Here is a 24442-nt window from a genome sequence, read left to right on the forward strand (position 1 = left end):
AATGTAGTTAATTTGATGGTTTTAAGTTATGCAAGTGTTTATTTTATGCGCTGATTTTGTTTCTTTCCAGAAAAGACCGAGAAACGGGAGAACGATAATTCAAACGTCGTTGAACTGTGTAGAATGGCGGGCTTGAGTGGGGAACGACTCACCACGAGTTAGTTAAACGAACGTCGGATAAAACGAACGTCGTATAAAAAAATGTCGGAGAAAATGAATGCGTAAAATAGTACTCGTACTGGCAGCATTACTGATGGCACAGGCTCATGCTGAAGATACAACAAACGCCCCTGCGCCGAATCAACCCGCGGTACGTGGCAGTATTATCGCTAGCCTGTTACAAGAGCATGATACCCCGTTTATTCTCTATCCTTACGAAAGTAACTACTTACTGTATACCTATACCAGCAACATCAATAAAACGGCGATACAGAGCTATAACTGGGGCGATGAAGCGCGTAAAGACGAAGTGCACTATCAACTGAGTCTCGGTTTCCCGATCTGGCGTGGCATTCTGGGGGGAAACTCCTTATTGGGGGCGTCTTATACCCAGCGTTCCTGGTGGCAGCTGTCTAATAAAAGTGAGTCTTCTCCGTTCCGTGAAACCGACTATGAGCCACAGGTCTTCCTGGGCTGGGCAACCAACTACACCTTAGCAGGCTGGACGCTGCGGGATGTGGAGATGGGCTTTAATCACCAGTCTAATGGCCGTTCCGAGCCGACTTCACGTAGTTGGAACCGTGCTTATATGCGTCTGATGGCGCAGAACGGCAACTGGCAGGTTGATGTGAAGCCATGGGTGCGTTTCTCCGACAGCCAGGACGATAACCCGGATATCATTAAATACATGGGTCATTATCGTTTGCGCGTCGGGTATGTGTGGGGCGAGAGTGTGTTTAGCGCGGAAGGCCGCTATAACTGGAACAGCGGTTACGGCGGTGGTGAACTGGGCTGGAGCTACCCGCTGACACGTCATGTTCGCTTCTACACCAAAGTCTTTAGCGGCTACGGCGAATCCCTGATTGACTACAACCACCGTCAGACCCGCTTTGGTGTTGGGGTGACGCTGAACGATATGTTCTAACGATCGTGTGTTTTAGCGATTGCGGTTTTTAACCATTGCAGTTTTACCCGACGGCGCTGAAAATAGCGCCTGTTTGATTTCATTGAATTGGGGAAGGCGTGTCTACGGCGGAAGTATTGAATAAGGAAGCGCTGGCGGTTCAGGTTCTGCGGGACACGTTCGGCTACCAGCAATTCCGACCGGGTCAGCAGGAAATTATCAGCGCGACGCTCAGTGGGCAGGACTGTTTGGTTATCATGCCAACAGGCGGCGGTAAATCACTGTGCTACCAAATCCCCGCTTTGGTGATGGACGGGCTGACGCTGGTCGTGTCGCCACTGATTTCGCTGATGAAAGATCAGGTCGATCAGCTTCAGGCCTACGGCGTCTCCGCCGCTTGCCTCAATTCGACGCAGACGCGTGAACAGCAGCTTGAGGTGATGGCAGGCTGTCGTACTGGTCAGATCAAGCTACTTTATATTGCGCCGGAACGCCTGACGACGGATAGCTTCCTCGATCATCTCGCCCATTGGCAGATCTCTCTGATCGCGGTGGATGAGGCGCACTGTATTTCCCAATGGGGACACGACTTCCGCCCTGAATACCGCGCGCTGGGGCAGATTAAGCAGCGTTTTCCTCATCTTCCTTTTATTGCGTTGACGGCCACCGCTGACGAGACCACGCGGAGCGATATCGTTCGCCTGCTGGATCTTCAGTCGCCGCTGATTCAGATCAGCAGTTTTGACCGCCCAAACATCCGCTACACGCTGGTGGAGAAGTTCAAACCGCTCGATCAGCTCTGGATGTTCGTACAGGGGCAGCGGGGGAAAAGCGGCATTATCTACTGTAATAGTCGCTCTCGCGTGGAAGATATCAGCGCGCGTTTGCAGGCTCGTGGGCTGAGCGCAGGGGCTTATCACGCTGGGCTGGACAATGAACGACGCGCACAGGTACAGGAAGCGTTCCTGCGTGACGATCTTCAGGTTGTGGTAGCGACGGTCGCGTTTGGTATGGGCATCAACAAGCCTAACGTGCGGTTCGTGGTGCATTTTGATATTCCGCGCAACATCGAATCCTACTATCAGGAAACGGGGCGTGCCGGACGTGATGGCCTCGCGGCAGAAGCGGCACTGTTCTACGATCCGGCCGATATGGCGTGGCTGCGTCGCTGTCTGGAAGAGAAACCCGCTGGGCCGCAGTTGGATATAGAACGCCATAAGCTCAATGCGATGGGCGCGTTTGCCGAAGCGCAGACCTGCCGACGTCTGGTGCTGCTGAACTATTTCGGTGAAGGGCGTCAACAGGCCTGCGGTAACTGCGATATTTGCCTCGATCCGCCGAAGCGTTACGACGGGTTAGTTGAGGCGCAAAAGGCGCTCTCCTGCGTCTACCGTGTCGGGCAGCGCTTTGGTCTGGGATATATCGTCGAGGTACTGCGCGGTGCGAATAATCAGCGTATCCGTGATTTCGGCCATGACAAACTGCCGGTCTACGGTATTGGTAAGGATAAATCGCAAGAACATTGGGTCAGCGTGCTGCGCCAACTGATTCATCTGGGTTTGCTGAATCAGAATATTACGATGCACTCCGCCGTACAGCTTACCGAATCTGCACGTCCGGTATTGCGGGGGGAGATGCCGCTGCAACTTGCCGTGCCGCGTGTGATTAACCTGAAGCCCCGCGCTAATCAAAAATCTTACGGCGGCAATTACGACCGCAAGCTGTTTGCCAAATTGCGCAAGCTGCGTAAATCCATCGCGGACGAAGACAACATTCCACCTTACGTGGTTTTCAGTGATGCCACGCTGCTAGAGATGGCTGAACTCATGCCTATCACTGCGGGTGAGCTGCTGAACATCAACGGCGTCGGCCACCGTAAACTCGAACGTTTCGGTGCACCTTTCATGAACATGATTCGCGATCATGTCGATAATGATGACGAGTGATGTTCGCCTTGTCTGATTACATTTAAAAAACAGGAAAATCAACATGCTGATGCTATTTCTGACGGTGGCGCTGGTGCATTTTATTGCACTGATGAGCCCGGGGCCGGATTTCTTTTTCGTTTCACAAACCGCGGCCAGCCGTTCCCGCCGCGAAGCGATGATGGGCGTGCTGGGTATTTCTCTGGGCGTGGTGATCTGGGCGGCAATCGCGCTGCTGGGGCTGCACCTGCTGTTGCAAAAAATGGCCTGGCTGCATACGGCAATTACCGTCGGTGGTGGGCTGTATCTGTGCTGGATGGGCTGGCAAATGCTGCGTTCGGCGCGAAGTAAAGCACAGTTGGAAACCACGCAGGAAACGGCAGTGGTGTTACCTCAGCGCGGTAAAACCTTTATGCGTGGATTATTGACGAATCTGGCAAACCCCAAAGCGCTGATCTACTTTGGCAGCGTGTTTTCGCTGTTTGTCGGCGACAGCGTCGGCAGCGGTGCGCGTTGGGGGTTGTTTGCGCTGATCTCGATTGAAACGCTGATCTGGTTTAGTCTGGTCGCGTTGGTTTTCGCACTACCTGCAATGCGTCGTGGCTATCAGCGTCTGGCGAAATGGGTGGATGGTGTTGCTGGTGTGTTGTTTACCGGTTTCGGCCTGCACCTGATTTTCTCTCGCTAATCTTTTCCCAGAGCGTTTCTGGTGGAGAAACAACAGCGCGCCGTCATTCGATGCGGTGCGTTGTCTTCATCAGGCTTTTCTCGCGGTGGCAAGTAACGCGCCGACCAGCACAAACAGCGATCCAAATATCCGGTTGAGTGTCTTCATCTGCCGTGGGCCTTTCAGCCATCCGGCGATACGCGTGGCCAGCGTGGCGTAACCAATCATCACGATGATATCGACCACAACGGTGGTGATACCCAGCACCAGATACTGTGCGGCTTGCGGCTGGTGAGGGATAATGAACTGCGGGAACAATGCTGCCAGAAACACAATGCTTTTCGGGTTGGTCAGGTTCACCAGCACCGCGCGTTTAAAGAGTTTGCGACGCGGCATCGCGCTGGCGAGCGCCTTAAGGTCAAGTGCACCTGCGGCGCGCCACTGCTGAATCCCCAGCCAAATCAGATAAGCCGCGCCCAGCCATTTCAGTACGTCAAAAGCCAGCACGGATTGGTTAAGCAATGCGCCTAACCCAATGCCGACCAGCACAATATGAATCGCCAGTCCGACCTGTAAACCACAGATTGACGCCGCCGCGCCACGATAGCCGTGGCTAATTCCGGTGCTCATGGTGTTGATGGCTCCCGAACCGGGTGACAGGCTGAGAATAAGTGTTGTGAGTAAGTAGGTTAACCACCAATCCAATGTCATGAAATCCTGCTCCTGAATCACGCGCTGTATTACGAGAGTCTGTCTGTTTTTTATGTCACAATACGCTCGTGCTCCACCGCTTGTCATGTTCTTCCGCTAGCTTTGTTTTCCCTGCGTCACCGGAGAGGTGTGATGATTCAACGCCACAATACGTTGTTTACGTCGGAACGGTTAACGCCTGAATCGTTAACGGCAGGTCTGTTAATGCGAGAAGCGCAGTTTGCCGCTTTTGCTACCGGAGAATTACTGGATTTCTGGCGTCAGCGCGAAGAGGGCGAATTCTCTGGCGTGGATGAGGTGCCGATTCGGTTCGTTCGTTTTACCGCGCCGCAGCACGACAAGATTGTCGTGGTTTTCTCTGGCCGCATCGAAAGTTACGTCAAATATAGCGAAGTGGCGTATGACCTCTTTCATAGTGGCTATGACGTGCTCATCATGGATCACCGAGGGCAAGGACGTTCGGGGCGGGTGTTGCAAGATGGCCATCGCGGACATGTGCAGCGTTTCAGTGATTATGTCGATGACGCGGAAACGTTGTGTCAGCAGCATATTGGCCCGAAGCGCTATACCCGCCGTTTTGCGCTGGCGCATTCAATGGGCGGCGCGATTCTGGCACAGCTTCTGATTCGTCAGCCCGCGATGTTTGATGCTGTGGCGCTGTGCGCGCCGATGTTTGGCATTCGTTTGCCGCTTCCCCATTGCGTTGCCGGGTGGATTGTCGACTGGGCGGAACGTCGCCCGGCGATACGTGATTACTACGCTATCGGCACTGGACAGTGGCGTCCTTTGCCTTATCGGATGAATGTGCTGACGCACAGCCGTGAACGCTACCAGCGTAGTATTCGATTTTACGCGGACTCGCCGGATTTGCGCGTAGGTGGGCCCACCTACCACTGGGTGCGTGAGGCGATACAGGCGGGGAAACAGCTGCTGGAACAGGCTAGTGCTGTGACGACACCGCTTCTGCTGCTACAGGCGGGAGAAGAACGTGTGGTGGATAACCGCAGCCAGAATGCGTTTTGCCAGGCACTGACACAGAGCGCTAGCGCCAATTCAAACGGTGTTTTGCAGGTTATCCACGGTGCGCGGCATGAAATTCTATTTGAAACGGATAACCTTCGTGCTCACGCATTTGCGCTGATTTTTGCGCACTTTGCCCGTTACCCTTAATTTTTTGCGGCGAGTGCCGCCAATACACCAGAAGTGAGATCTCATCGTTATGTACCATGTCGTTGCTTCCGATTTAGATGGCACGCTGCTGTCACCTGACCACTCGCTGTCCCCTTATGCGAAAGAAACCCTCAGACTGCTGACGGAGAAAGGGATTCACTTTGTGTTCGCTACCGGACGGCATCATATGGATGTTGCGCAGATCCGCGATAACCTCGGCATCAGCGCGTTTATGATTACCTCGAATGGCGCACGCGTGCACAACTCGCAGGGCGAGCTGATTTTCAGTCACAATCTGGATCAGGACATTGCCCGCGACCTTTACAGCGTCGTACACACTAATCCCGATATGCTGACGCACGTTTACCGCGATGATGAATGGTTTATGAACCGTCCGCGCGCGGAAGAAGAACGTTTCTTCAAAGAGTCGATCTTTAAATACAAGCTGTTTGAGCCAGCGCTGCTTGAGACTGATGGCGTCAGCAAAGTGTTCTTTACCTGCGATACTCATGAGCAACTGCTTCCGCTGGAAGAAGCGATCAACGCGCGCTGGGGCGACCGTGTCAACGTGAGCTTTTCTACCCTGACCTGTCTGGAAGTGATGGCGGGCGGCGTGTCTAAAGGGCATGCGCTGGAGCAGGTGGCGAAGATTATCGGCTTCTCGCTCAAAGAATGCGTGGCGTTTGGTGATGGCATGAACGACTACGAAATGTTGTCGATGGCCGGGAAAGGCTGCGTCATGCAGAATGCGCATCAACGCCTGAAAGATTTACTGCCGGATCGCGAAGTGATTGGTTCTAACGCAGATAGCGCGGTGCCAAATTACCTGCGAGAACTGTTTCTGAAGTAAGTCGTATATTCTCGCTCTGACGCATCATCGGGCACGCAGTGCCCGATGGGAACGCGGAACTTCAGCGATCAGCATTAGCGCTTTAGCGCGGTTTTTTCAGAAAATCGACCGCTTTGTCGGGGAAATCGGTAAACAAGCCGTCAACGTCTGCCTGGCGATAGAGAATATCGTAGAGCCGATCGATATCCTTGGCGTACGCCGGTAGCCTGTCGGCTCTTGCCGTAAATGGGTGTACCTGAAGGTTATTCTGATGAGCTTCCTTCACCATATTGGTAAAGGTGATGCTGTCAGGCGTCGAACCTTTCTGAACGAGCATGTGGTAGTCCGGGCCGATACCGTCGGCATAGGTCGCAATCTGTTTCATTGCCCCGGGCTGCTGCATCCAGTCATAGTTATAATTCGCCCACGTTCCATCGGCCTGCTTCTCGTAGGTTTCATGCCAGTCGGTATAGGCGATCAGTTGAATCAGGTTCAGATCCATCTTCATCTGCGGCTGCAATTCGTTTTTGATGCGTTTTAACTCTGTAACATCAAACGATTGCAGGAAGACCTTATCGCTTTTCTCTGTATAGCCATACTGCTTCAACACCGTCAGCGTCTCGCGCGCGATGTCTTTCCCTTCCTGATGGTGAAACCACGGTGCTTTAATTTCGGGATAGAGGCCGATGTTCTTGCCAGTTGAGTGGTTCAAACCCTGAATAAATTCAATCTCTTCCTGAAAGGTATGAATGCGGAAATCGGATTTCCACATTGGAAAACGGTTCGGGTAGCTTTGCTCCTGTTTGCCGTCTTTAATGTCGAATCCTTCGGTGAATTTTAGCGATTTGATCTCTTGTAGCGTGAAGTCGATAGCGTAAAAGCGTCCATCTTTACGGGCGCGTTGAGGGAAACGTTCTGCCACATCGGTAACGCGATCCAGATAGTGGTCGTGCAGGACAATAAGCGCATTGTCTTTGGTGAGTACCAGATCCTGTTCCAGATAATCGGCACCCTGAGCGTAGGCCATCGCTTTCGCCGGAAGCGTATGCTCAGGCAGATAGCCACTAGCTCCACGATGGGCAATAACGATTTTATCGGTTGATGAAGCGGAAGTCTCTGCGTTACTAGAAGCACTAAAGGAAACGGAGAGCGCGAGGGCGGAGATCAGAGATGTTACGGTAACGTTCATGCGATCAAACCTCTTTCTGTTGAGAGAAAGGCGGCGTCATCAGGACGCCGCCAGAGGGATGCTTACAAGAGCGGGTTAGGCGCGATTGGCTAACTCTGCTTTATGTTTTTTCTCATTCAGCATAACAACAATCAGCAGAAGCACCGCCAGAATGCTGCCGCCGATCATCACCATGAAGCCGCCGTCCCAACCGAAGAAGTCAACGGTGTAGCCGACGATGGCGCTGGCGGCAACGGAGCCACCGAGGTAGCCGAACAGACCGGTGAAGCCCGCTGCGGTACCCGCTGCTTTCTTCGGTGCCAGTTCCAGCGCGTGCAGACCAATCAGCATCACCGGGCCGTAAATCAGGAAGCCGATGACGATCATACAGGCCATGTCCACACCCGGATTACCGGCTGGGTTCATCCAGTACACGATGGTTGCTATTGTCACCAGCGTCATGAAGAACACGCCCGTTGCACCACGGTTACCTTTGAAGACCTTATCAGACATCCAGCCGCACAGCAGCGTACCGGGGATACCCGCGTATTCGTACAAGAAGTAAGCCCAGGAGGATTTATCCAGTGCGAAGTGTTTCACTTCCTTCAGGTAAGTCGGTGACCAGTCTAGGATGCCGTAACGCAACAGGTAAACGAAGACGTTGGCGATAGCGATGTACCACAGCAGTTTGTTCGGGAAAACGTACTGCATGAAAATCTGCTTAGCCGTCAGTTCTTCTTCGTCTTTCTCATTGTAATCAACCGGATAGTCGTTTTTGTACTCTTCGACTGGCGGTAGACCACAGGATTGCGGGGTATCACGCATTAGGGCAAATGCGATTAGCGCAACCAGAATGGCGGCGAAGGCTGGCATGTAGAGAGCAGCTTTCCAGTCGTTAAACCAGGCCATACCCAGCAGGAACAGCAGAGGCGGAAGCCCGCCACCGACGTTGTGAGCACAGTTCCATACCGACACAATGCCGCCACGTTCTTTTTGTGACCACCAGTGAACCATGGTGCGTCCACATGGTGGCCATCCCATTCCCTGGAACCAGCCGCATAGGAATAGCAGGACGAACATGATGGCAATGCTGGACGTTGCCCATGGCACGAAGCCCATGAATAACATGACGGCAGCCGCCAGAATTAGACCCGCAGGCAGGAAAACCCGTGGATTGGAACGGTCAGATACCGAACCCATGATGAATTTGGAAAAGCCGTAGGCGATAGAGATACCTGATAGCGCAAAGCCGAGGTCACCGCGTGAGAAACCTTGTTCAATCAGGTAAGGCATGGCCAGTGTGAAGTTTTTGCGTACCAGATAGTAGGCGGCGTAGCCAAAAAAGATCCCCATGAATATCTGCCAGCGCAGACGGCGATAGAGGGGATCGACACGATCCTGCGATACGCGCGCCTGGTGGGCTGCGGGCCTAAAAATACTCAGCATAGATATCTCCAATGCGAAAAAAAACGATAGCTTTTTTGTTCTATTACGAACGTTATTGTAAGCGGCTAGCGTACAAATGAGTGTGATTCATGACGCTAATGTTACATTTTTATGAAACTGTGACGATTTTTGCGCTCATGTTAACAGAATCGGAAAATTCCACAGTGTGGTTTTAGTGATGTAAATCACACTTATTGTTTTTAAACTCCCCTTTGTTTTCGTTTGGTGTTCGTTTTTGCTCTTTATCAAACATTAACCCTTCTTTTTGTGTCCCAATAGCAACATACACCCTCTATATCCTCCGCCTGGAGCGAGAACATGAAGCAAAACATTGGGAACTGGCGAGAAACTGACGTGGTTGTCATCGGCGGTGGTGCGACGGGGGCGGGTACGGCACGGGATTGTGCCCTGCGTGGGCTTCGCTGCCTGTTGCTTGAACGTTATGATATTGCGACCGGCGCGACCGGACGTAATCACGGCTTATTACATAGCGGCGCCCGCTACGCGGTAACCGATGGCGAGTCTGCCCGAGAATGTATTGAAGAGAATCAGATTCTCCGGCGGATTGCCCGGCACTGTATTGAACCTACCGATGGACTGTTTATCACTTTGCCGGAAGACGATCTCGGTTGGCAGGGGCAGTTCATTACCGCTTGCCAACAGGCGGGGATTCGCGCACAGGCGCTGGAGCCACAGGAAGCGCTGCGGCTGGAACCCGCTGCAAACCCGACGCTGATTGGTGCGGTGCGGGTGCCGGATGGTTCTGTCGATCCTTTTCGCCTGACGGCGGCCAATATGATTGATGCCTGCGAGCACGGCGCGGAAGTGCTGACCTATCATGAGGTCATCGGGCTGATTCGTCAGGGCGATCGTATTACCGGTGTGCGCGTTTTCGACCATAAAAAAGGTATAGAAACAGAAATATACGCGCAGGTGGTGGTCAACGCGGGTGGCATTTGGGGGCAACACATTGCGGAATATGCCGATTTGCGTGTGCGCATGTTCCCGGCAAAAGGTGCGCTGTTGATTCTTGGACACCGCATCAACAACATGGTGATCAACCGCTGCCGTAAACCGGCGGATGCCGACATTCTGGTGCCGGGCGATACCATCTCGCTGATTGGGACGACCTCAACCCACATCGACTACGATCAGATCGACAATATGCTGGTGACGCCTGCTGAAGTGGAAACGCTGATGCGGGAGGGCTCGATGCTGTCTCCCGCGCTGGCAAGTACGCGAATTCTACGCGCCTATGCGGGCGTCCGGCCGTTGGTTGCCAGCGATAGCGATCCCAGCGGGCGTAGCGTGAGCCGTGGCATTGTGCTGCTCGACCATGCCAGCCGTGACGGGCTGGAAGGATTTATTACTATCACTGGCGGCAAGCTGATGACCTATCGTCTGATGGCGGAATGGGTGACGGACGCTATCTGCAAAAAGCTGGGACATGACGTTGCCTGCTCGACGGCCCAGACGCCGCTGCCCGGTTCTGAATCGCTGACGGAGGTGAAAACTACTCCCCATGCCCTGTCAGCTTATCCTGCTGCAAAACCGCTCTCTGCGCCGTTGCGCGGTTCGGCGGTTTATCGCCACGGTGAACGAGCCGGGCGGATGCTGTCCGGCGAGCGTTTGGACCGCAGTCTGGTGTGCGAATGTGAGGCCGTGACGGCCGGTGAAGTGCGCTACGCCGTGGAATCATTGCAGGTGAATAACCTGATTGATTTACGTCGGCGTACTCGTGTTGGTATGGGTACTTGTCAGGGTGAACTGTGTGCCTGTCGTGCGGCAGGCTTGCTGTGCCGTCTGGGCACCGCGACGCCGGAGCAGTCGCTTACGCAGCTCAGCCAATTTTTGAACGAACGCTGGAAAGGCATTCGTCCGATTGCGTGGGGCAATGCGCTGCGTGAAAGCGAATTTACCAGTTGGATTTATCAGGGATTGTGCGGCCTGACGGCCAGCGACAGTCAGGAGGATCGTCATGCGCTATGACGTTGTGATTATCGGCGGAGGACTGGCAGGGCTGACCTGTGGTATCCGCTTGGCAGAGCAGGGAAAACGCTGTGCGATTGTCAGCGCTGGGCAGAATGCCCTGCATTTTTCTTCCGGCGCGCTGGATTTACTCTCCCATCTTCCTGACGGGCAGCCCGTTAGCCAACCGCTCGCTGCGTTGGACGAGCTAGCGAGTCAGGCACCTCATCACCCCTATTCTCGTATGGGGGCGTCGGCGGTTGCCGCACTGTTGCCACAGGTCGAGGCGTTGCTGGAACGCAGCAATATCTCCCTATTGGGTAATCATCAGCAGAACCACTGGCGTATGACGCCGTTAGGGAAATTTCGTGCATGCTGGCTGAGCCCGGTTGACGGCGTCACGCGTGGTTTGCCGGATTCCCGTTTTGGCGACAACCCGCTGATTGCCGGTATTGAAGGTTTTCTGGATTTTCAGGCACGTATTGTCGCTGGTACGCTTCAGACGCAGGGTATCGCAGCACGTAGCGATGAGCTCAAGCTGCCTGTTCTGGATCGGTTACGTCAAAACCCCAGCGAATTCCGCGCGGTAAATATCGCTCGTGTGCTGGATCGACCAGAAAATCGTGCGGCGCTGCTGGAAGAGCTATCACTTCTGGCCAACGGTAACGATGCCATCATCATGCCTGCCTGTCTGGGGTTGGACAGCCCCGAGATCGTGAGTGAATTGGCGACGGCATTGGGTAAACCTGTCTTGCTGCTGCCGACCTTACCGCCGTCAGTACTCGGCTTACGTTTGCATCAAGCGCTGTCACGGCGTTTTCGTCAACTGGGTGGCATGGTGATGCCGGGCGATCGCGCGGTGCGTGCATCGCTGTCTTCACAGGAGATTGCCGTCCATAGCCATCATCATCGTGATATTCCGCTGCGGGCGAAGCACGCGGTGCTGGCGAGCGGCAGTTTCTTCAGTAACGGACTGATGACGCAGTTCGATCGAGTGACCGAACCAGTCTTTGGGCTGGACGTTCGGTTTGCTGAGCAGCGCGAAGGCTGGAGCCAGCAGGATGTCTTTGCACCGCAGCCCTATATGCAATTTGGCGCGATCGTCGATGAACACCTGCATCCGCGTATCGGGGGGGAAACGGTCAACAATCTGTATGCGATTGGGGCGGTGCTGGAAGGTTTCGACCCGATTTTGCAGGGATGCGGAGCGGGGGTGTCCTTGCTCAGCGCACTCCATGTTGCCGAACAGATTTTGAAGGAGGGCAACCTATGAGCCTGCTTAGCGATAACAGTTTTGAAGATTGCATCAAATGTACGGTCTGTACCACGTACTGCCCGGTTTCGCGCGTGAATCCACTTTACCCAGGTCCGAAACAGGCTGGGCCGGACGGTGAACGCCTGCGGCGTAAAGATCCGGCACTGTACGACGATGCGCTAAAATACTGCACCAACTGCAAACGCTGTGAGGTTGCGTGCCCGTCGGATGTCAAAATCGGTGACATTATTCAGCGTGCGAAAGCGACACACAGCAACCATAAGCCAACGCTGCGTGACGCGATTCTGAGTCATACCGACTTCATGGGGGCGATTGCTACACCGTTTGCGCCGCTGGTCAATACGGCTACCAGCCTGAAACCGGTGCGCCAACTGCTGGATAAAGCGTTGAAAATCGACCATCGTCGCCAACTGCCAAAATATTCGTTTGGCACCTTCCGGCACTGGTATCGCCAGCAGGCGGCAAAGCAGAAGGCCTATGATGAACAGATCGCTTACTTCCATGGCTGCTATGTGAACTATAACCATCCACAGTTGGGCAAAGATCTGGTTCAGGTCTTTAACGCGATGGGCATTGGCGTTCAATTGCTGAATAAAGAGAAATGCTGCGGTGTGCCGCTGATCGCCAATGGTTTCCATGACAAGGCCAGAAAGCAGGCGCACGCCAATATCACGTCGTTGGATGAGGCGATTAATCAGAAATCTCTGTCGGTGGTCGCGACGTCATCCAGCTGTACGTTCACGCTGCGGGACGAATATCCACATCTGCTGGGAGTGGATAACGGCCACGTACGCGATGGTGTCGAACTGGTGACGCGCCAGCTCTATCGCCTGCTGGAAGAAGAGGGGCGAACGCTGCCGCTGCGTAAATTACCGCTGCGGGTGGCATATCACACACCTTGCCACCTGGAGCGAATGGGCTGGACGGCATACACGCTGGCGCTACTGCAACGCATCCCCGGTCTTGAACTGGTTATGTTGGATTCCCAGTGCTGCGGTATTGCGGGCACCTACGGCTTTAAAAAAGAGAATTACGCCACGTCGCAAGGCATTGGCGCTCCGTTGTTCCAGCAGATTGAAGAGAGCGGGGTTGATATCGTGGTAACGGACTGCGAAACCTGTAAATGGCAGATTGAAATGTCAACCAGCAAACGGTGTGAACACCCGATCACACTGTTGGCGAGGTCATTAGCGCAGCCAGAGTAAAAAAGCAGAAGCGGAGCAAAACGGGTAATACAGATCACTTACTCCTCATTTTAGGAGAAACACGGGGATGGGGTTCCTGCTGGGACACCTCGCCCCGTGGCCGCTCCGCGTATCTTGGTTTTTAAGCGCTCGCATTAAGTAAAATGCATTGTTCCCCCATCCTTATTGAGAATAAGAATTTATCGCAAAAAGAACTTTACAAGTGCGAATGATAATGATTATTATTGCTGTGCGTTCCGGGGAACGATGTCATGTACCTGTGTTAATGATGAATTGTTTAACGATGATTTGTTAATGGTGTTCACGACGATCCAGCTTCCCTGTGAAGGCACGACATTGCTCACATTGCTTCCAGTATTATTTAGCCAGCTCGGGTGCTGGCTTTTTTTTGCCTGTCGATCAACGTTTCTAGACAGACAACCCTGCTTTAGCCTTCCGAAATCCCTTGCTCTGATTCCATCGCCATCAATTATTCTCTGGTGTTGAACCGATACATCGCGTTGGCGATTGTTTCCCTGAGGTATCTTTGGGGCTCGTTTACTCAGCAGCATTCAGGATGCGAAGGCGATCACAACAAAGTAAAAACGACGTTTCATTTTCTCACCGTAGAGCAGATAGTCATTAGTGTTCAATGAATTCTTAGTGTCTAGTGTCTAACGATGGATAGACGCTGTCTTGCTCACCACGGTGGAATCCGCTCATGGCTTTGTCAGCAAAAGATAAATTATTCCAAAGCATCATCACGCACTATGCCAGCAATACTCATGGGTTCACGGCATTGGACTGTGTGGATTTTATTCAGGTGAGCCGCAGCGTTATCAGCCATTACCTTAATCGCCTGTGCGATGAGGGCAAACTCCATAAAAAAAATACTCGTCCTGTCCGTTTTTATGTCGAGACTAGACGTCCGCAAGCCGCACCAGATGTCACTGTACAGATAAAGCATGACGATGTTTTTAGCGAGCTGATTGGTGCTGGAGGAAGCCTGGAGAAAACGATCTCTTCTTGCCGATCCGCCGTGAATTATCCTGGCCGAGGGCTACCGATATTGCTGTCTGGAGAGAGTGGCGTCGGGAAAAGCCATTTGGCCGCCATTATCCATCGCTATGCGCAGGAACGCGGCATTGTTGCCTCGGACAAGCCTTTGATAGAGCTGAACTGTGCCGACTATGCCAATAATCCTGAACTGCTTTCTGCCACGCTGTTTGGCTATATTAAAGGCGCTTTTACCGGTGCCGACCGTGATAAAAAAGGGGCTTTTGATGATGCCGATGGTAGCTTCCTGTTTCTTGATGAAGTGCATCGCTTATCCGCGGAAAATCAGGAAAAGCTGTTTTTATTTATGGATAAAGGCTACTTCTATCGCCTGGGGGATAACCGAACCCGCCAATCGGCCTCCATTCGTTTTATTTTTGCCACGACGGAAAATGTCGATACCGTTTTGCTAAATACTTTTCGTCGGCGGATTCCCGTCCGTATTGCGTTACCAAACTTTATTTCCCGTCCGCTAACAGAACGCGTTGCTCAGGTAGAATATTTTTTACGCCGCGAAGCGCGCGATCTGAACCGCGATATTCATATGGATAGCCTGTTGATGCACCAGCTGGTGGCCTCTCCTATCCGGGGCAATATTGGTGAATTGAAAAACCAAATCAGGGTGATGTGTGCCAGTGCGTGGAGCGAAAGCCAACATGCAGAATTTATTGAATTGCAGTCTTCCCTGCCTGGTCAGATGAATGGGGAGACATTAGTGTTTTCCGCGCGAAAACCTTCAGCTTCCCTCGATATTTCCTCTCTGTTGCCAAAAGCGATGCGGGATGACGTGATATTCAAAGAATTTTGCCACAGTGGTAATACCCTGCTGCTAAATCGAAAGCTCGAACATTTGCTCACAACACTGAATTGCACCGTTCAGCAAGATGAACTCTACAGTGGTTATATCTGGCAAAACACGATGCGGGCCATCAATGAGTTGGAGAATCAGACGGGTATCGAATGCAACGCGGATTATCGAAAAACGGTCTGGCTTTGCCTTCACTACGTCATGAGTAATACGTGGGAAGATCGGCACATCAATGAGCTTTCATCCATCACCGACTACGTTTCTTCAAAAGCCAGGCTGTTGGCGCTTGAATGTACGTCCTTGCTGAAAAAATTTGTGACAAACACCGATTATCCTTTGCTTATGCCGCTGCTGAGCTGTGCGATGAACAAATTATCTGGTGATGATGACCTGATTCAGGGCGTTATTGTCTCCCACGGTCGATCCACGGCCTCCAGTATTGCCGGAGTTGCCAACCAATTAACCGGGGGATACTACTTTAAAGCGTTTGATATGCCCCATTCGACCTCGACGCGTGAGATGATCGATATGTTGATCGCGCATTTGGATAGTATTAAACAGCGTGCGGGGTTGATCATCTTGGTCGATATGGGATCGCTGAAAGAAATCTATGAGGAAATAAAACTGCATCTGCATGGCGAGCTGCTTGTGATTAATAATGTTAGCACCGCGATGGCATTGGATATTGCATCTAAAATTCAGTATCGGCTGTCAATGGAAGAGATTATCGACAGTGTAAAAGGTGCCTATGAGGTCGAAACACGCTATTACGCAGGTATGCTGGCTGGTAACAAAATTATTATTTCATGTATATCCGGTGAAGGCATTTCCAGAAAATTAAAAGATATTGTATTCCGCTATCTGGCTTCCGATACGATAGATATCGTTACGATGGAATATGATGATTTAAAATATAAGCTATCAAAGGCCGATCAGGCATTAAATGGTACGCGACTTGTCATTACCACGACCGATCTTGATGCGGGTTACATCCCTATTATTAGCGTGGAGCAACTGATAAAAGAGAAGGTTGATATTCTGCATCGGGATTACTTTACCGATTTGCTCGTCCCCGGCGGAATGGAGCCGATGATTGATGAGGTGGTTAAGCTATTTACAGTCGAAGGCGTTGCCGGACGTCTTAATTTTCTGAATCCGGTAATTATTATTGATGAAGTCGAAGCCGTTATTAAGCAGTATGAATTTTTTTATAAAATTCATTTTGAAAGCTATTTGCGTATTAATCTTTTTATGCACATCGCGCTGATGATTGAGCGGGTGATGGTCAATACAGGAATGTGTCATCGCGATGATTCAGAACTGACAGCAGCGCAGCTGGCGTTTGTTGACGTTCACGATACTTTTTTTCAGGTACTTAATCGAAAATATCATATTGTCATTCCACTGACCGAAGTGCTGATGATTTATGAAATCATGGAGCCCTGGATTTCCTCTGACCCCGCGTTGCAATGATGTAGTGACATCCGAGTATTTCCCCATTTTTCTGTGCTGACATAAATACGTCAGCACAGCTTTCGACACATCCCAACATACCGATTTAGACAGTATTTCTAGCGTCTAATAGCGCCAATAAAAACCAGTGAAAACAATAAAATATAAACATGGCATGGTAAGTGCATTAATGCTTCCAGTTGCCGTAAATATATTAAGGAACGCGCTATGCGAGAAATCTATATTGCCAGTCATGGCCGATACGCAGAAGGGATTGTATCCGCCCTGAATTTACTGATTGGCGAGGATCATGCGATTCAACCTATTTGTGCTTATTGTGGCGATATTGGCTCTACGGCTGAATTGGCCGAATGTTTCAGCAGCATTGCACAAGAGTCGGCGCGACGTGGCAATGAGTTGGTTATTTTTACCGATATGCAAGGTGGAAGTGTGAATAACACTGCCGTGCAGTTGATGGTGAAATATCCGCATATGCACGTTATCAGCGGCGTAAATCTGATTATGCTGATGGCATTTTGCCTGTCTGAAAACAGCGATACCGCCGTGCGGGTACGTGAGGCCATCACGATGGCGGTAGAAGGCATGCAATATATGAATACCATTCCAGAGCTTCAGGCCGCGCGTGAAGCAAACTTTACCCCTGGGCAGGATAGCTCCGACGATTTCTTTACTACGGAGCCTGCGCAATGACAATCGTTCTTGAAACTTTGGATACGCGTTACGAGGCAAGCCAACCACCGCTTTCTCAGGCATGGCTCAGCGACGCCATTCAGGATGTCCTGAAACGCCTGGATGAAATGTTGCCGCGCTTTAGCCAAACGTTTCCTGCGGCCAGTGCCAACAATGGTCACTATCCTGTGGTTGAGAAGGTCGATTGGACGGAGGGGTTCTGGACCGGCATGTTGTGGCTGGCCTGGGAGGTTACCGGGGATAATAAATATCGTCAGGTAGCGGAAGGATTACTGGACAGCTTTGAAGCGCGTCTGGATAAAAAAATCAAAGTTGATACCCACGATTTAGGGTTCCTGTACCTGCTGTCTTGCGTGAATGCCTGGCGTCTTACTGGGAATGAGCGTGCCCGCTCACTCGCGCTGCGTGCTGCTGAACTGCTTTACCAACGCTATAACGAAACCGCCGGTGTGATTCAGGCATGGGGTGATCTCAGCGACCCAGCACGTCAGGGACGCATGATTATTGATTGTAACCTGAACGTCCCCCTTTTGTTCTGGGCTGCTAATGAGACGGGAAATGCCCGCTATCGGCAGGCTGCACAGCGGCATCTTACTTTAGCGGCGCGCCATTTGGTCAGAGACGATGCGTCAACCTTCCATACCTTTTATATGGATATTCACACGGGCCGCCCGTTGCATGGCGATACTCATCAGGGATTTAGCGATGACTCCTGCTGGTCGCGTGGTCAAGCCTGGGGCATGTATGGCTTTGCGCTGGGTTTCAACTACACCGGCGCGGGCGAGCTTACAGAGCTATCGCGCAAACTGACTCACTACTTTCTCAACCGACTGCCGGAAGATTACGTCTGCTATTGGGATCTTATCTTCACGCCGCAGGATAACGCATTTCGTGACACCTCAGCGGCGGCGATCGCGGTGTGTGGGATGGCGGAACTGCTTAAGCAACTACCGATTACCGATCCGCTGCGTCCCGCTTATCACCATGCCATCACGCAGATCGCGCAGAATTTGCGTCAGCACTATTTTGCTCATCACGCTGATGGGCTGTTGCGTGAAGGTGTTTATAACTTTGGCCGCAACATGGGAATTAACGAACCCAATCTCTGGGGCGACTATTTCTGGTTCGAAGCCCTGGTACGCCTTACCCGAACCTGGACACCCTACTGGTAGATTCTAATAACAGGAGTAACAGCATGATTTCTCTTATTCGTATTGACGATCGTCTGATTCACGGACAGGTCGCCGTTGTCTGGACAAAACACCTCGGAGTGAATCGCATTCTGGTTGCGAACGATCAGATTGTGAATAACGACGTACAAAAGATGTCGTTACGCATGGCCGCTCCAGATACGGCCAAATGCGCCATTATGACGGTGGCGGATGCCGCCGATGTCCTAAATGACGCACGATCCGACAGTATGAAAATTCTGATCATCATTAATAACGCTGCTGATGCCCGACGTCTGATTGAACAGGTTCCTGCGATAAAAACCTTAAACGTTGCGAACTACGGGCGTATTACCGACAACCTGGCGGCAAAAGCGAGAATTAGCGACACCGTGTATGTGACGCCGGAGGATGTGGCTGATTTCCATGCAATTGCTGAACGTGGCGTTGCGGTGGAGTATCAGGTCTTACCTTCACATCCGATAAAAAACCTGATTGAGATGCTGGATAACGCTCATTAAGCGAGGTCACCATGTTAACAACAGCACTTCTTATTGCTTTGGTGATGTATATCGCCAAATTTGCCGACCACACGCTGGGGCAGCCATTGATTGAGCGTCCGCTGGTGTGTGGCGCGATGGTCGGATTCGTTCTGGGCGACTTCCAGCAGGGAATTATTATTGGTGCCGCGTTAGAGCTGATTTTCCTCGGCACTATCACCATCGGGGGTTCGGTGCCTGCCGACCTTGCGGTCGGATCGGTTTTGGCTACGGCCTTTACCATTTTAACGAATGCAGAGCCCGCCGTTGCCGTAGCGTTGGCATTACCCATCAGTTTGCTGGCGGTCTTCGTCTATCAGGTTGAGAAACTGATTTACACCGGACTGGTCGAGAAATATGACGCTCTGCTTGAAAAGGGAAGGGATCGTGCAGCACTCGGCATGACGTTGGGTATGACTCTGTTCTACGGCGTACCGTTTGCTGTAATCGCATTTTTTGGTGTGCTGTACGGTACGGATGTCATCCGTAGTTTGGTGGAAAGTATCCCAAGTACCGTCATGCGTGGCATGACGGCGGTAGGCGGCATGCTTCCTGCTCTGGGCTTTGCCATTCTGCTTCAGGCGCTGTGGAACCGTAATATCGCGGCTTTCTTTTTTATCGGTTTTGCCATGGCGGCCTACTTAAAACTGCCGATCATGGGGATCGCCATTATCGCCGCGTCTGTCGCTGTTTACCTGTGTTTTAACGAGTTCAACCAACTCAAAGCTAACAAGCAGAATACCGCTGTTACTCCTACGGCATCTGTAGACGATAAGGATGGGTTCTTCAATGACTGATATCCAAACCAACCATACCAGCACAACAAATAACGTCAGCGCATACAGCGATAATAAGAGCGAGAAAAAACTGTTTCGCCAACTGTTTTTCCGTCAGTTTCAGCTACTGGGATCGATGAATTTTACCCGTATGGAAGGGCTGAGCTACGGTTGGGCACTGGCACCGATGCTGAAAAAAATCTACCCAGACCCGCATCGTTATCTTGATGCGTTAAAGCGTAATAGCCAGTTCTTTAATACCAACCAGCATTTGGCTCCCTTCATTATGGGGTTGACGCTGTCGATGGAAAAAGAAAACGCCAATAACCCCGATTTTGATAAATCCAGTATCAACGGTATCAAAGTCGCCTTGATGGGGCCGTTCGCGGGTGTCGGAGACTCTTTCTTCTATGGCGTATTGCGCATCATCGCGACCGGGATTGCGATAGGGTTGGCCTCTCAGGGGAATCCGCTTGGTCCCTTGCTCTTCCTGCTGGTCTACAACATTCCAAGCTATCTGGTTCGTTATTATGGCGGGGTAATGGGGTATCGGCTGGGGTCGAAATACATTGCGGAAGCGACCCAGTCAGGTCTTTTGGGCTGCATTACCAAAGCATCGTCGATTATGGGCTTGATGATGGTTGGAGCGATGAGCGCCAGTATGGTGAAGTTTACTGCGACCTACCAAACCACCATCGCGGGTCAGCCCTTCGTCTTGCAGGAGATCCTCGACAAGATCTGTGTCGGCCTCATCCCACTGCTTTTGGTTCTGGGGTGCTTCAAACTGCTTCAGAAAAAAGTCAGCCCGAATCGGGTGCTTATCCTGTTAATTGTCTCAGGCTTTGCCGCGGCAGGTGTTGGCATCATCTAAATGTATCCTCCCTCATTTAAGGGAGGATACTTACCGTTAGGTGGCGCGGGGTGCTGATATCCCGCGTTCTCGTTCGCGTTAAGAGCGATAATGAGCAGGAAGAGGCAATGAGATTTAAATTGCTGGCTATTGATCTGGATGGCACGTTGCTGACTTCACAAAAAGAAGTGACGCCAGCGACACGCAGGCTACTGCAAGAGGCTCTCGCTATGGGGCTTCATGTTGCGTTGGTGTCAGGGCGAACGCTGCCCAGCGTGTTGCAACTCATGGAGCAGTTAGCGTTAGTCGGCCCTCGTTGCTGGGCGATTGCTTGTAACGGTGCGTTGACCTGGAGCCAGGAAGAATCCGCCATGATTAACGCCCATGTTCTAGAACATGACGATATTCTGACGTTGACGCACTTTGGTCGTAGCCTGAATCTGGAATGCTACCAAATTGATGGGCAGCAGTTGGTCGCCAGCAGGCCCGTTCCACCTGACGCAGGTGCTCTGCGATACTGCCGTATGCCGATGGTTAGCCTGCCTTCAGATTGGGAAACGCGTTCCCGACGACAAACGCCAAAAATGATGTTTATTGAGGGACGAACCACGATTGATGCTCTGACCGAACGCGTTCCCTCATCTCTTTCCCGCTGCTATTATTTCGTGCGTAGTGAACCTAACTATTTTGAAGTCATGCAGTATGGCGTTAACAAAGGCGCGGCCTGTCAGGCGTTGGCTCGCTATCTTACTATTCCTCCAGAGACTGTTCTGGCGATAGGCGATGAGGAAAATGATAGAGAGATGTTAGCATTCGCGGGAACGGGGATCGCGATGGGTAATGCGGTGCCAACGATTAAAGCGATTGCGGACTGGGTAACGACAAATAATGACAACGAAGGCGTGGCTGTCGCGCTTCAACGTTACGTGATCCCAAAAAATGGTGGCATTGGTTGATAGCGTGCCGTCTTCCTGTAACTCGAATTATTTAGGGTAGAGAATCAATGTAACTACTGCTCCATGATTTCTGTGGTCTATCAATAAAAAGGAAACTGTGTATGGATATCTGCTTCAGTAAGAAGAAAAGTATATTTTTCTTAATAATGATGTTTTTTAGTTTGTTTCTAGGCGGACTAACGGTGAGTCACGCGGCCGCCAATGATAAAGCGTTCCTGCATCCAGGCATGCTTTATACGCAAGCTGATTTGGCGCGAATGAAGACGGGAGTCGATAATAAGCAAGAGCCTTGGTATACGGATTGGCAACTGCTGCAAGCTCACTATTTGGCAAGCTCAACTTATTCGGTCACGCCAAAAGCGGTGGTATACCGAAACGATCCCACTAATGGCAGCGCGGGAAATGGCGAATTACAGAATAGTGCTTCAGCCGCATTGTCCCTCGCAATTGAATGGGCTATTACAAAAAATCCTGTCTATTCTAAAGCAGCGATAAAAATTCTTAACGGTTGGTCAACGACCTTGACGGCAATTAAGGGTAATGACGCCCAGCTTGCCGCCAGTCTTTATGGCTATAAATTGCTTAATGCGGCTGAAATTTTGCGTTACACCGAAAGCGGCTGGTCATCGGCTGATATTGCGCAGTTTAGTAAAATGATGAGCAACGTATTTTACCCCTTAACCAAAACATATGGTCAGGTGAACGGTGGCTGGGCGAATGGCAACTGGGATGCTGCTGACACCGTATTTCATCTGAGCTTAGGTGTCTGGCTGAACGATTCTGAAATATATGACAATGCCGTAACTTACTTTAAACAGGGGGAAGGCAACGGTTCGGTTATCCATTATGTACAAAATGATAATGGGCAACTACAGGAGAGTGGCCGGGATCAGGCGCATGCGCAAGGTGGATTAGGGTTATTAGTGATGGCCGCACAGATTGGCTATAACCAGCGCCAATATCACACTAATGGCGCAGATATGGTGAGCTACCCGAATAATACTTATCCACTCGTTAAGGCGGCGGAGTATACAGCGAAATATAACCTGGGATATACAGTTCCCTATACGCCGATTCCTGGCAAAGGTTATACGCTTGCGGACATGGGAAAAGGGCACGCATGGATCCCAGGACTGACCATCTCTTCTGCATTTCGTGGCGAGTTTAGGCCAATATATCGTGGTATTCTCAGCTTATTCACCGCAGCTGGCGTGTCTGAAACCAAACTGCCTTACACTAAAGAAGTCATTAGTCGTATGCCGATAGGTAAGTTTTATTTTGATCATCCTTCCTATGAAGGATTAATCAATGCGACAGATTCTTCTTCAAGCAATATGTATATTGTATTGCAGTCCGTCAGTAAATCTCTGAATAAAGATAGCACGGGAACGCTGGCTGCCATCACCGGTGCTTCCGCGCCAATTATCGTGAATGGGGTCAATCCGTCGGTAAATAGTGGCATTCAGGCTGTTTACATTAATCAGAATAGATTCGCTTTTCGTTCGATACAGACAGGGAAATATATTTCTGTCTCCTCTGATGGGCGTTTATTAGCATCTGCTGACAATGTGACCGACAGCGAGTCATTTATTTATACCGATTCGGGTAATGGCAACGGTACGTTACTTGCCGTGTCTAACCGTCGCTATGTTGTAATGGATGCTGATACTTATCAACTTTCAGCAACCGGAACCAGCGTTAACAATGATAATGGCCGTTGGATGATGTTATATCCCGATCCTACCGCGTTAGGTGTTGTTAAGTAATACTCGAATACGGAACCGGAGCGAACCTCTGGTTCCGTGCACAATTGTTCCATACACAATTTTTCCATACAAATGAGTGTGTGTTGTACCCCATTTCCCAATGCGGCATCCCGTTCTGATTTTTCGAACAGAGCGGTGAGTTTTTTGCGCTATCTTATTTACCTCCGCCCGTTACACTTTCCTTATCAAAAACGCGGGAGGAAAGAACATGATCTATTTACGTCAAGCGCAAGATCGCGGACATGCGAATCACGGCTGGCTCGACAGCTGGCATACGTTCTCATTTGCCGATTATTACGATCCTGATTTCATGGGATTCTCAGCACTGCGCGTAATTAATGAAGACTTTATTGAAGGCGGTCAGGGCTTTGGCACACACCCGCACAAAGATATGGAAATTCTGACCTATGTTTTATCCGGTGCGGTTGAGCATCAGGACAGCATGGGAAATAAAGAGCAGGTGCCAGCGGGCGAATTCCAGATTATGAGTGCGGGAACGGGTATTCGTCACTCTGAATACAATGCCAGCAAGGATGAACAGCTGCACCTGTATCAAATCTGGATTATCCCGGAAAAAACCGGGCTGACGCCGCGCTACGAACAGAAGCGCTTTGATGTGCAGCAAGGGCGTCAACTGGTGCTGTCACCGGATGCGCGTGACGGCTCGCTGAAAGTCTTTCAGGACATGATGCTGTGGCGCTGGGCACTGAAAGCGCAGGAGCAATCGGTGTATCAGATTCAGGCCGATCGGCGCGTCTGGGTTCAGGTTGTTCGCGGCAGTGTAGAGATTAACGGCCAAAAAGCGGAAACCAGCGATGCGTTCGCAGTGTGGGACGAAACGGCGATCTCCGTACACGCCAGCGAAGATAGCGAAATTCTGCTGTTTGATTTGCCGCCAGTATAACGACGGTTAAGAAATAACGGATAAGCCCGCGTAGGAAAGGACGCGGGC

At 51.3% G+C, this 24442-nt stretch carries 20 protein-coding genes; 17 read left to right on the forward strand and 3 right to left on the reverse strand.

All coding sequences use genetic code 11. The annotated features are described in order from the left end of the window. Positions 1-217 precede the first annotated feature (217 nt). The 3 genes from pldA (at position 218) to rhtC (ending at position 3676) form a co-directional block, all read left to right on the forward strand. Positions 218-1084 (forward strand): phospholipase A, encoded by an 867-nt coding sequence (pldA, locus tag CLR69_RS19110; protein ID WP_129708743.1) that lies wholly within the window; start codon positions 218-220, stop codon positions 1082-1084. 98 nt (positions 1085-1182) lie between these two features. Further along, a complete protein-coding gene (gene recQ / locus CLR69_RS19115; protein ID WP_129708741.1) occupies positions 1183-3009 on the forward strand; it encodes an ATP-dependent DNA helicase RecQ in 1827 nt (608 codons plus the stop codon). 43 nt (positions 3010-3052) lie between these two features. After that, positions 3053-3676, forward strand: a complete 624-nt coding sequence (gene rhtC / locus CLR69_RS19120; RefSeq protein WP_129708737.1) for a threonine export protein RhtC — start codon at positions 3053-3055, stop codon at positions 3674-3676. 69 nt (positions 3677-3745) lie between these two features. On the opposite strand, the gene rhtB is transcribed toward rhtC, so the two are convergent. Next, entirely contained in the window at positions 3746-4366 is a 621-nt protein-coding gene (gene rhtB, locus CLR69_RS19125) for a homoserine/homoserine lactone efflux protein (protein ID WP_129708734.1), read from the reverse strand. A gap of 132 nt (positions 4367-4498) precedes the next feature. Between rhtB and pldB the strand changes: the two genes are divergently transcribed. Further along, positions 4499-5536: a lysophospholipase L2 gene (gene pldB / locus CLR69_RS19130; RefSeq protein WP_131535029.1), complete on the forward strand. Its 1038-nt coding sequence runs from the start codon at positions 4499-4501 to the stop codon at positions 5534-5536. 49 nt (positions 5537-5585) lie between these two features. Beyond that, on the forward strand, positions 5586-6386 hold the full coding sequence (gene yigL / locus CLR69_RS19135; RefSeq protein WP_131535030.1) for a sugar/pyridoxal phosphate phosphatase YigL: 801 nt from the start codon (positions 5586-5588) through the stop codon (positions 6384-6386). A gap of 82 nt (positions 6387-6468) precedes the next feature. Here the strand turns inward: yigL and glpQ are convergent, their stop codons facing one another. Together glpQ and glpT are read right to left on the reverse strand one after the other, a co-directional pair. Continuing rightward, a complete protein-coding gene (gene glpQ / locus CLR69_RS19140) occupies positions 6469-7554 on the reverse strand; it encodes a glycerophosphodiester phosphodiesterase (protein ID WP_131535031.1) in 1086 nt (361 codons plus the stop codon). Positions 7555-7629: 75 nt separating this feature from the next. Continuing rightward, on the reverse strand, positions 7630-8979 hold the full coding sequence (gene glpT, locus CLR69_RS19145; RefSeq protein ID WP_129708722.1) for a glycerol-3-phosphate transporter: 1350 nt from the start codon (positions 8977-8979) through the stop codon (positions 7630-7632). 318 nt (positions 8980-9297) lie between these two features. Here glpT and glpA point away from each other — a divergent pair, with 318 nt between their 5' ends. The 12 genes from glpA (at position 9298) to CLR69_RS19205 (ending at position 24394) form a co-directional block, all read left to right on the forward strand. Then, positions 9298-10968, forward strand: coding sequence for an anaerobic glycerol-3-phosphate dehydrogenase subunit A (glpA, locus tag CLR69_RS19150; RefSeq protein WP_131535032.1), 1671 nt, complete (start codon positions 9298-9300; stop codon positions 10966-10968). Next, positions 10958-12220, forward strand: coding sequence for a glycerol-3-phosphate dehydrogenase subunit GlpB (gene glpB / locus CLR69_RS19155; protein WP_131535033.1), 1263 nt, complete (start codon positions 10958-10960; stop codon positions 12218-12220). The genes glpA and glpB overlap by 11 nt, the downstream gene beginning before the upstream one ends. Further along, positions 12217-13428, forward strand: a complete 1212-nt coding sequence (gene glpC, locus CLR69_RS19160) for an anaerobic glycerol-3-phosphate dehydrogenase subunit GlpC (RefSeq protein ID WP_131535034.1) — start codon at positions 12217-12219, stop codon at positions 13426-13428. Before glpB ends, glpC begins: the two co-directional genes overlap by 4 nt. A gap of 700 nt (positions 13429-14128) precedes the next feature. Continuing rightward, positions 14129-16744: a sigma 54-interacting transcriptional regulator gene (locus CLR69_RS19165; protein ID WP_131535035.1), complete on the forward strand. Its 2616-nt coding sequence runs from the start codon at positions 14129-14131 to the stop codon at positions 16742-16744. Between the two features lie 207 nt (positions 16745-16951). Continuing rightward, on the forward strand, positions 16952-17434 hold the full coding sequence (locus tag CLR69_RS19170; protein ID WP_129708708.1) for a PTS sugar transporter subunit IIA: 483 nt from the start codon (positions 16952-16954) through the stop codon (positions 17432-17434). After that, the gene (locus CLR69_RS19175) at positions 17431-18606 is read left to right on the forward strand and encodes a glycoside hydrolase family 88 protein (protein ID WP_131535036.1); all 1176 of its coding nucleotides are present in this window, start codon (positions 17431-17433) and stop codon (positions 18604-18606) included. The genes CLR69_RS19170 and CLR69_RS19175 overlap by 4 nt, the downstream gene beginning before the upstream one ends. Positions 18607-18629: 23 nt before the next feature. Continuing rightward, positions 18630-19124 carry a PTS sugar transporter subunit IIB gene (locus tag CLR69_RS19180; protein WP_131535037.1) on the forward strand — a complete coding sequence of 165 codons (495 nt, stop codon included), beginning with the start codon at positions 18630-18632 and terminating at the stop codon, positions 19122-19124. An 11-nt stretch (positions 19125-19135) separates the two neighbouring features. Then, positions 19136-19939, forward strand: a complete 804-nt coding sequence (locus CLR69_RS19185) for a PTS mannose/fructose/sorbose/N-acetylgalactosamine transporter subunit IIC (RefSeq protein WP_131535038.1) — start codon at positions 19136-19138, stop codon at positions 19937-19939. Next, positions 19932-20789 carry a PTS system mannose/fructose/sorbose family transporter subunit IID gene (locus tag CLR69_RS19190; RefSeq protein ID WP_131535039.1) on the forward strand — a complete coding sequence of 286 codons (858 nt, stop codon included), beginning with the start codon at positions 19932-19934 and terminating at the stop codon, positions 20787-20789. The genes CLR69_RS19185 and CLR69_RS19190 overlap by 8 nt, the downstream gene beginning before the upstream one ends. A 107-nt stretch (positions 20790-20896) precedes the next feature. Beyond that, positions 20897-21724 (forward strand): Cof-type HAD-IIB family hydrolase, encoded by an 828-nt coding sequence (locus tag CLR69_RS19195; protein WP_131535040.1) that lies wholly within the window; start codon positions 20897-20899, stop codon positions 21722-21724. A gap of 101 nt (positions 21725-21825) precedes the next feature. Continuing rightward, positions 21826-23490 (forward strand): alginate lyase family protein, encoded by a 1665-nt coding sequence (locus CLR69_RS19200; RefSeq protein ID WP_131535041.1) that lies wholly within the window; start codon positions 21826-21828, stop codon positions 23488-23490. Positions 23491-23698: 208 nt separating this feature from the next. After that, on the forward strand, positions 23699-24394 hold the full coding sequence (locus tag CLR69_RS19205; RefSeq protein WP_131535042.1) for a pirin family protein: 696 nt from the start codon (positions 23699-23701) through the stop codon (positions 24392-24394). Positions 24395-24442 lie beyond the last annotated feature (48 nt).

This window comes from Pectobacterium zantedeschiae (assembly GCF_004137795.1).
In the GTDB taxonomy this organism is placed as follows: Bacteria; Pseudomonadota; Gammaproteobacteria; order Enterobacterales; family Enterobacteriaceae; genus Pectobacterium; species Pectobacterium zantedeschiae.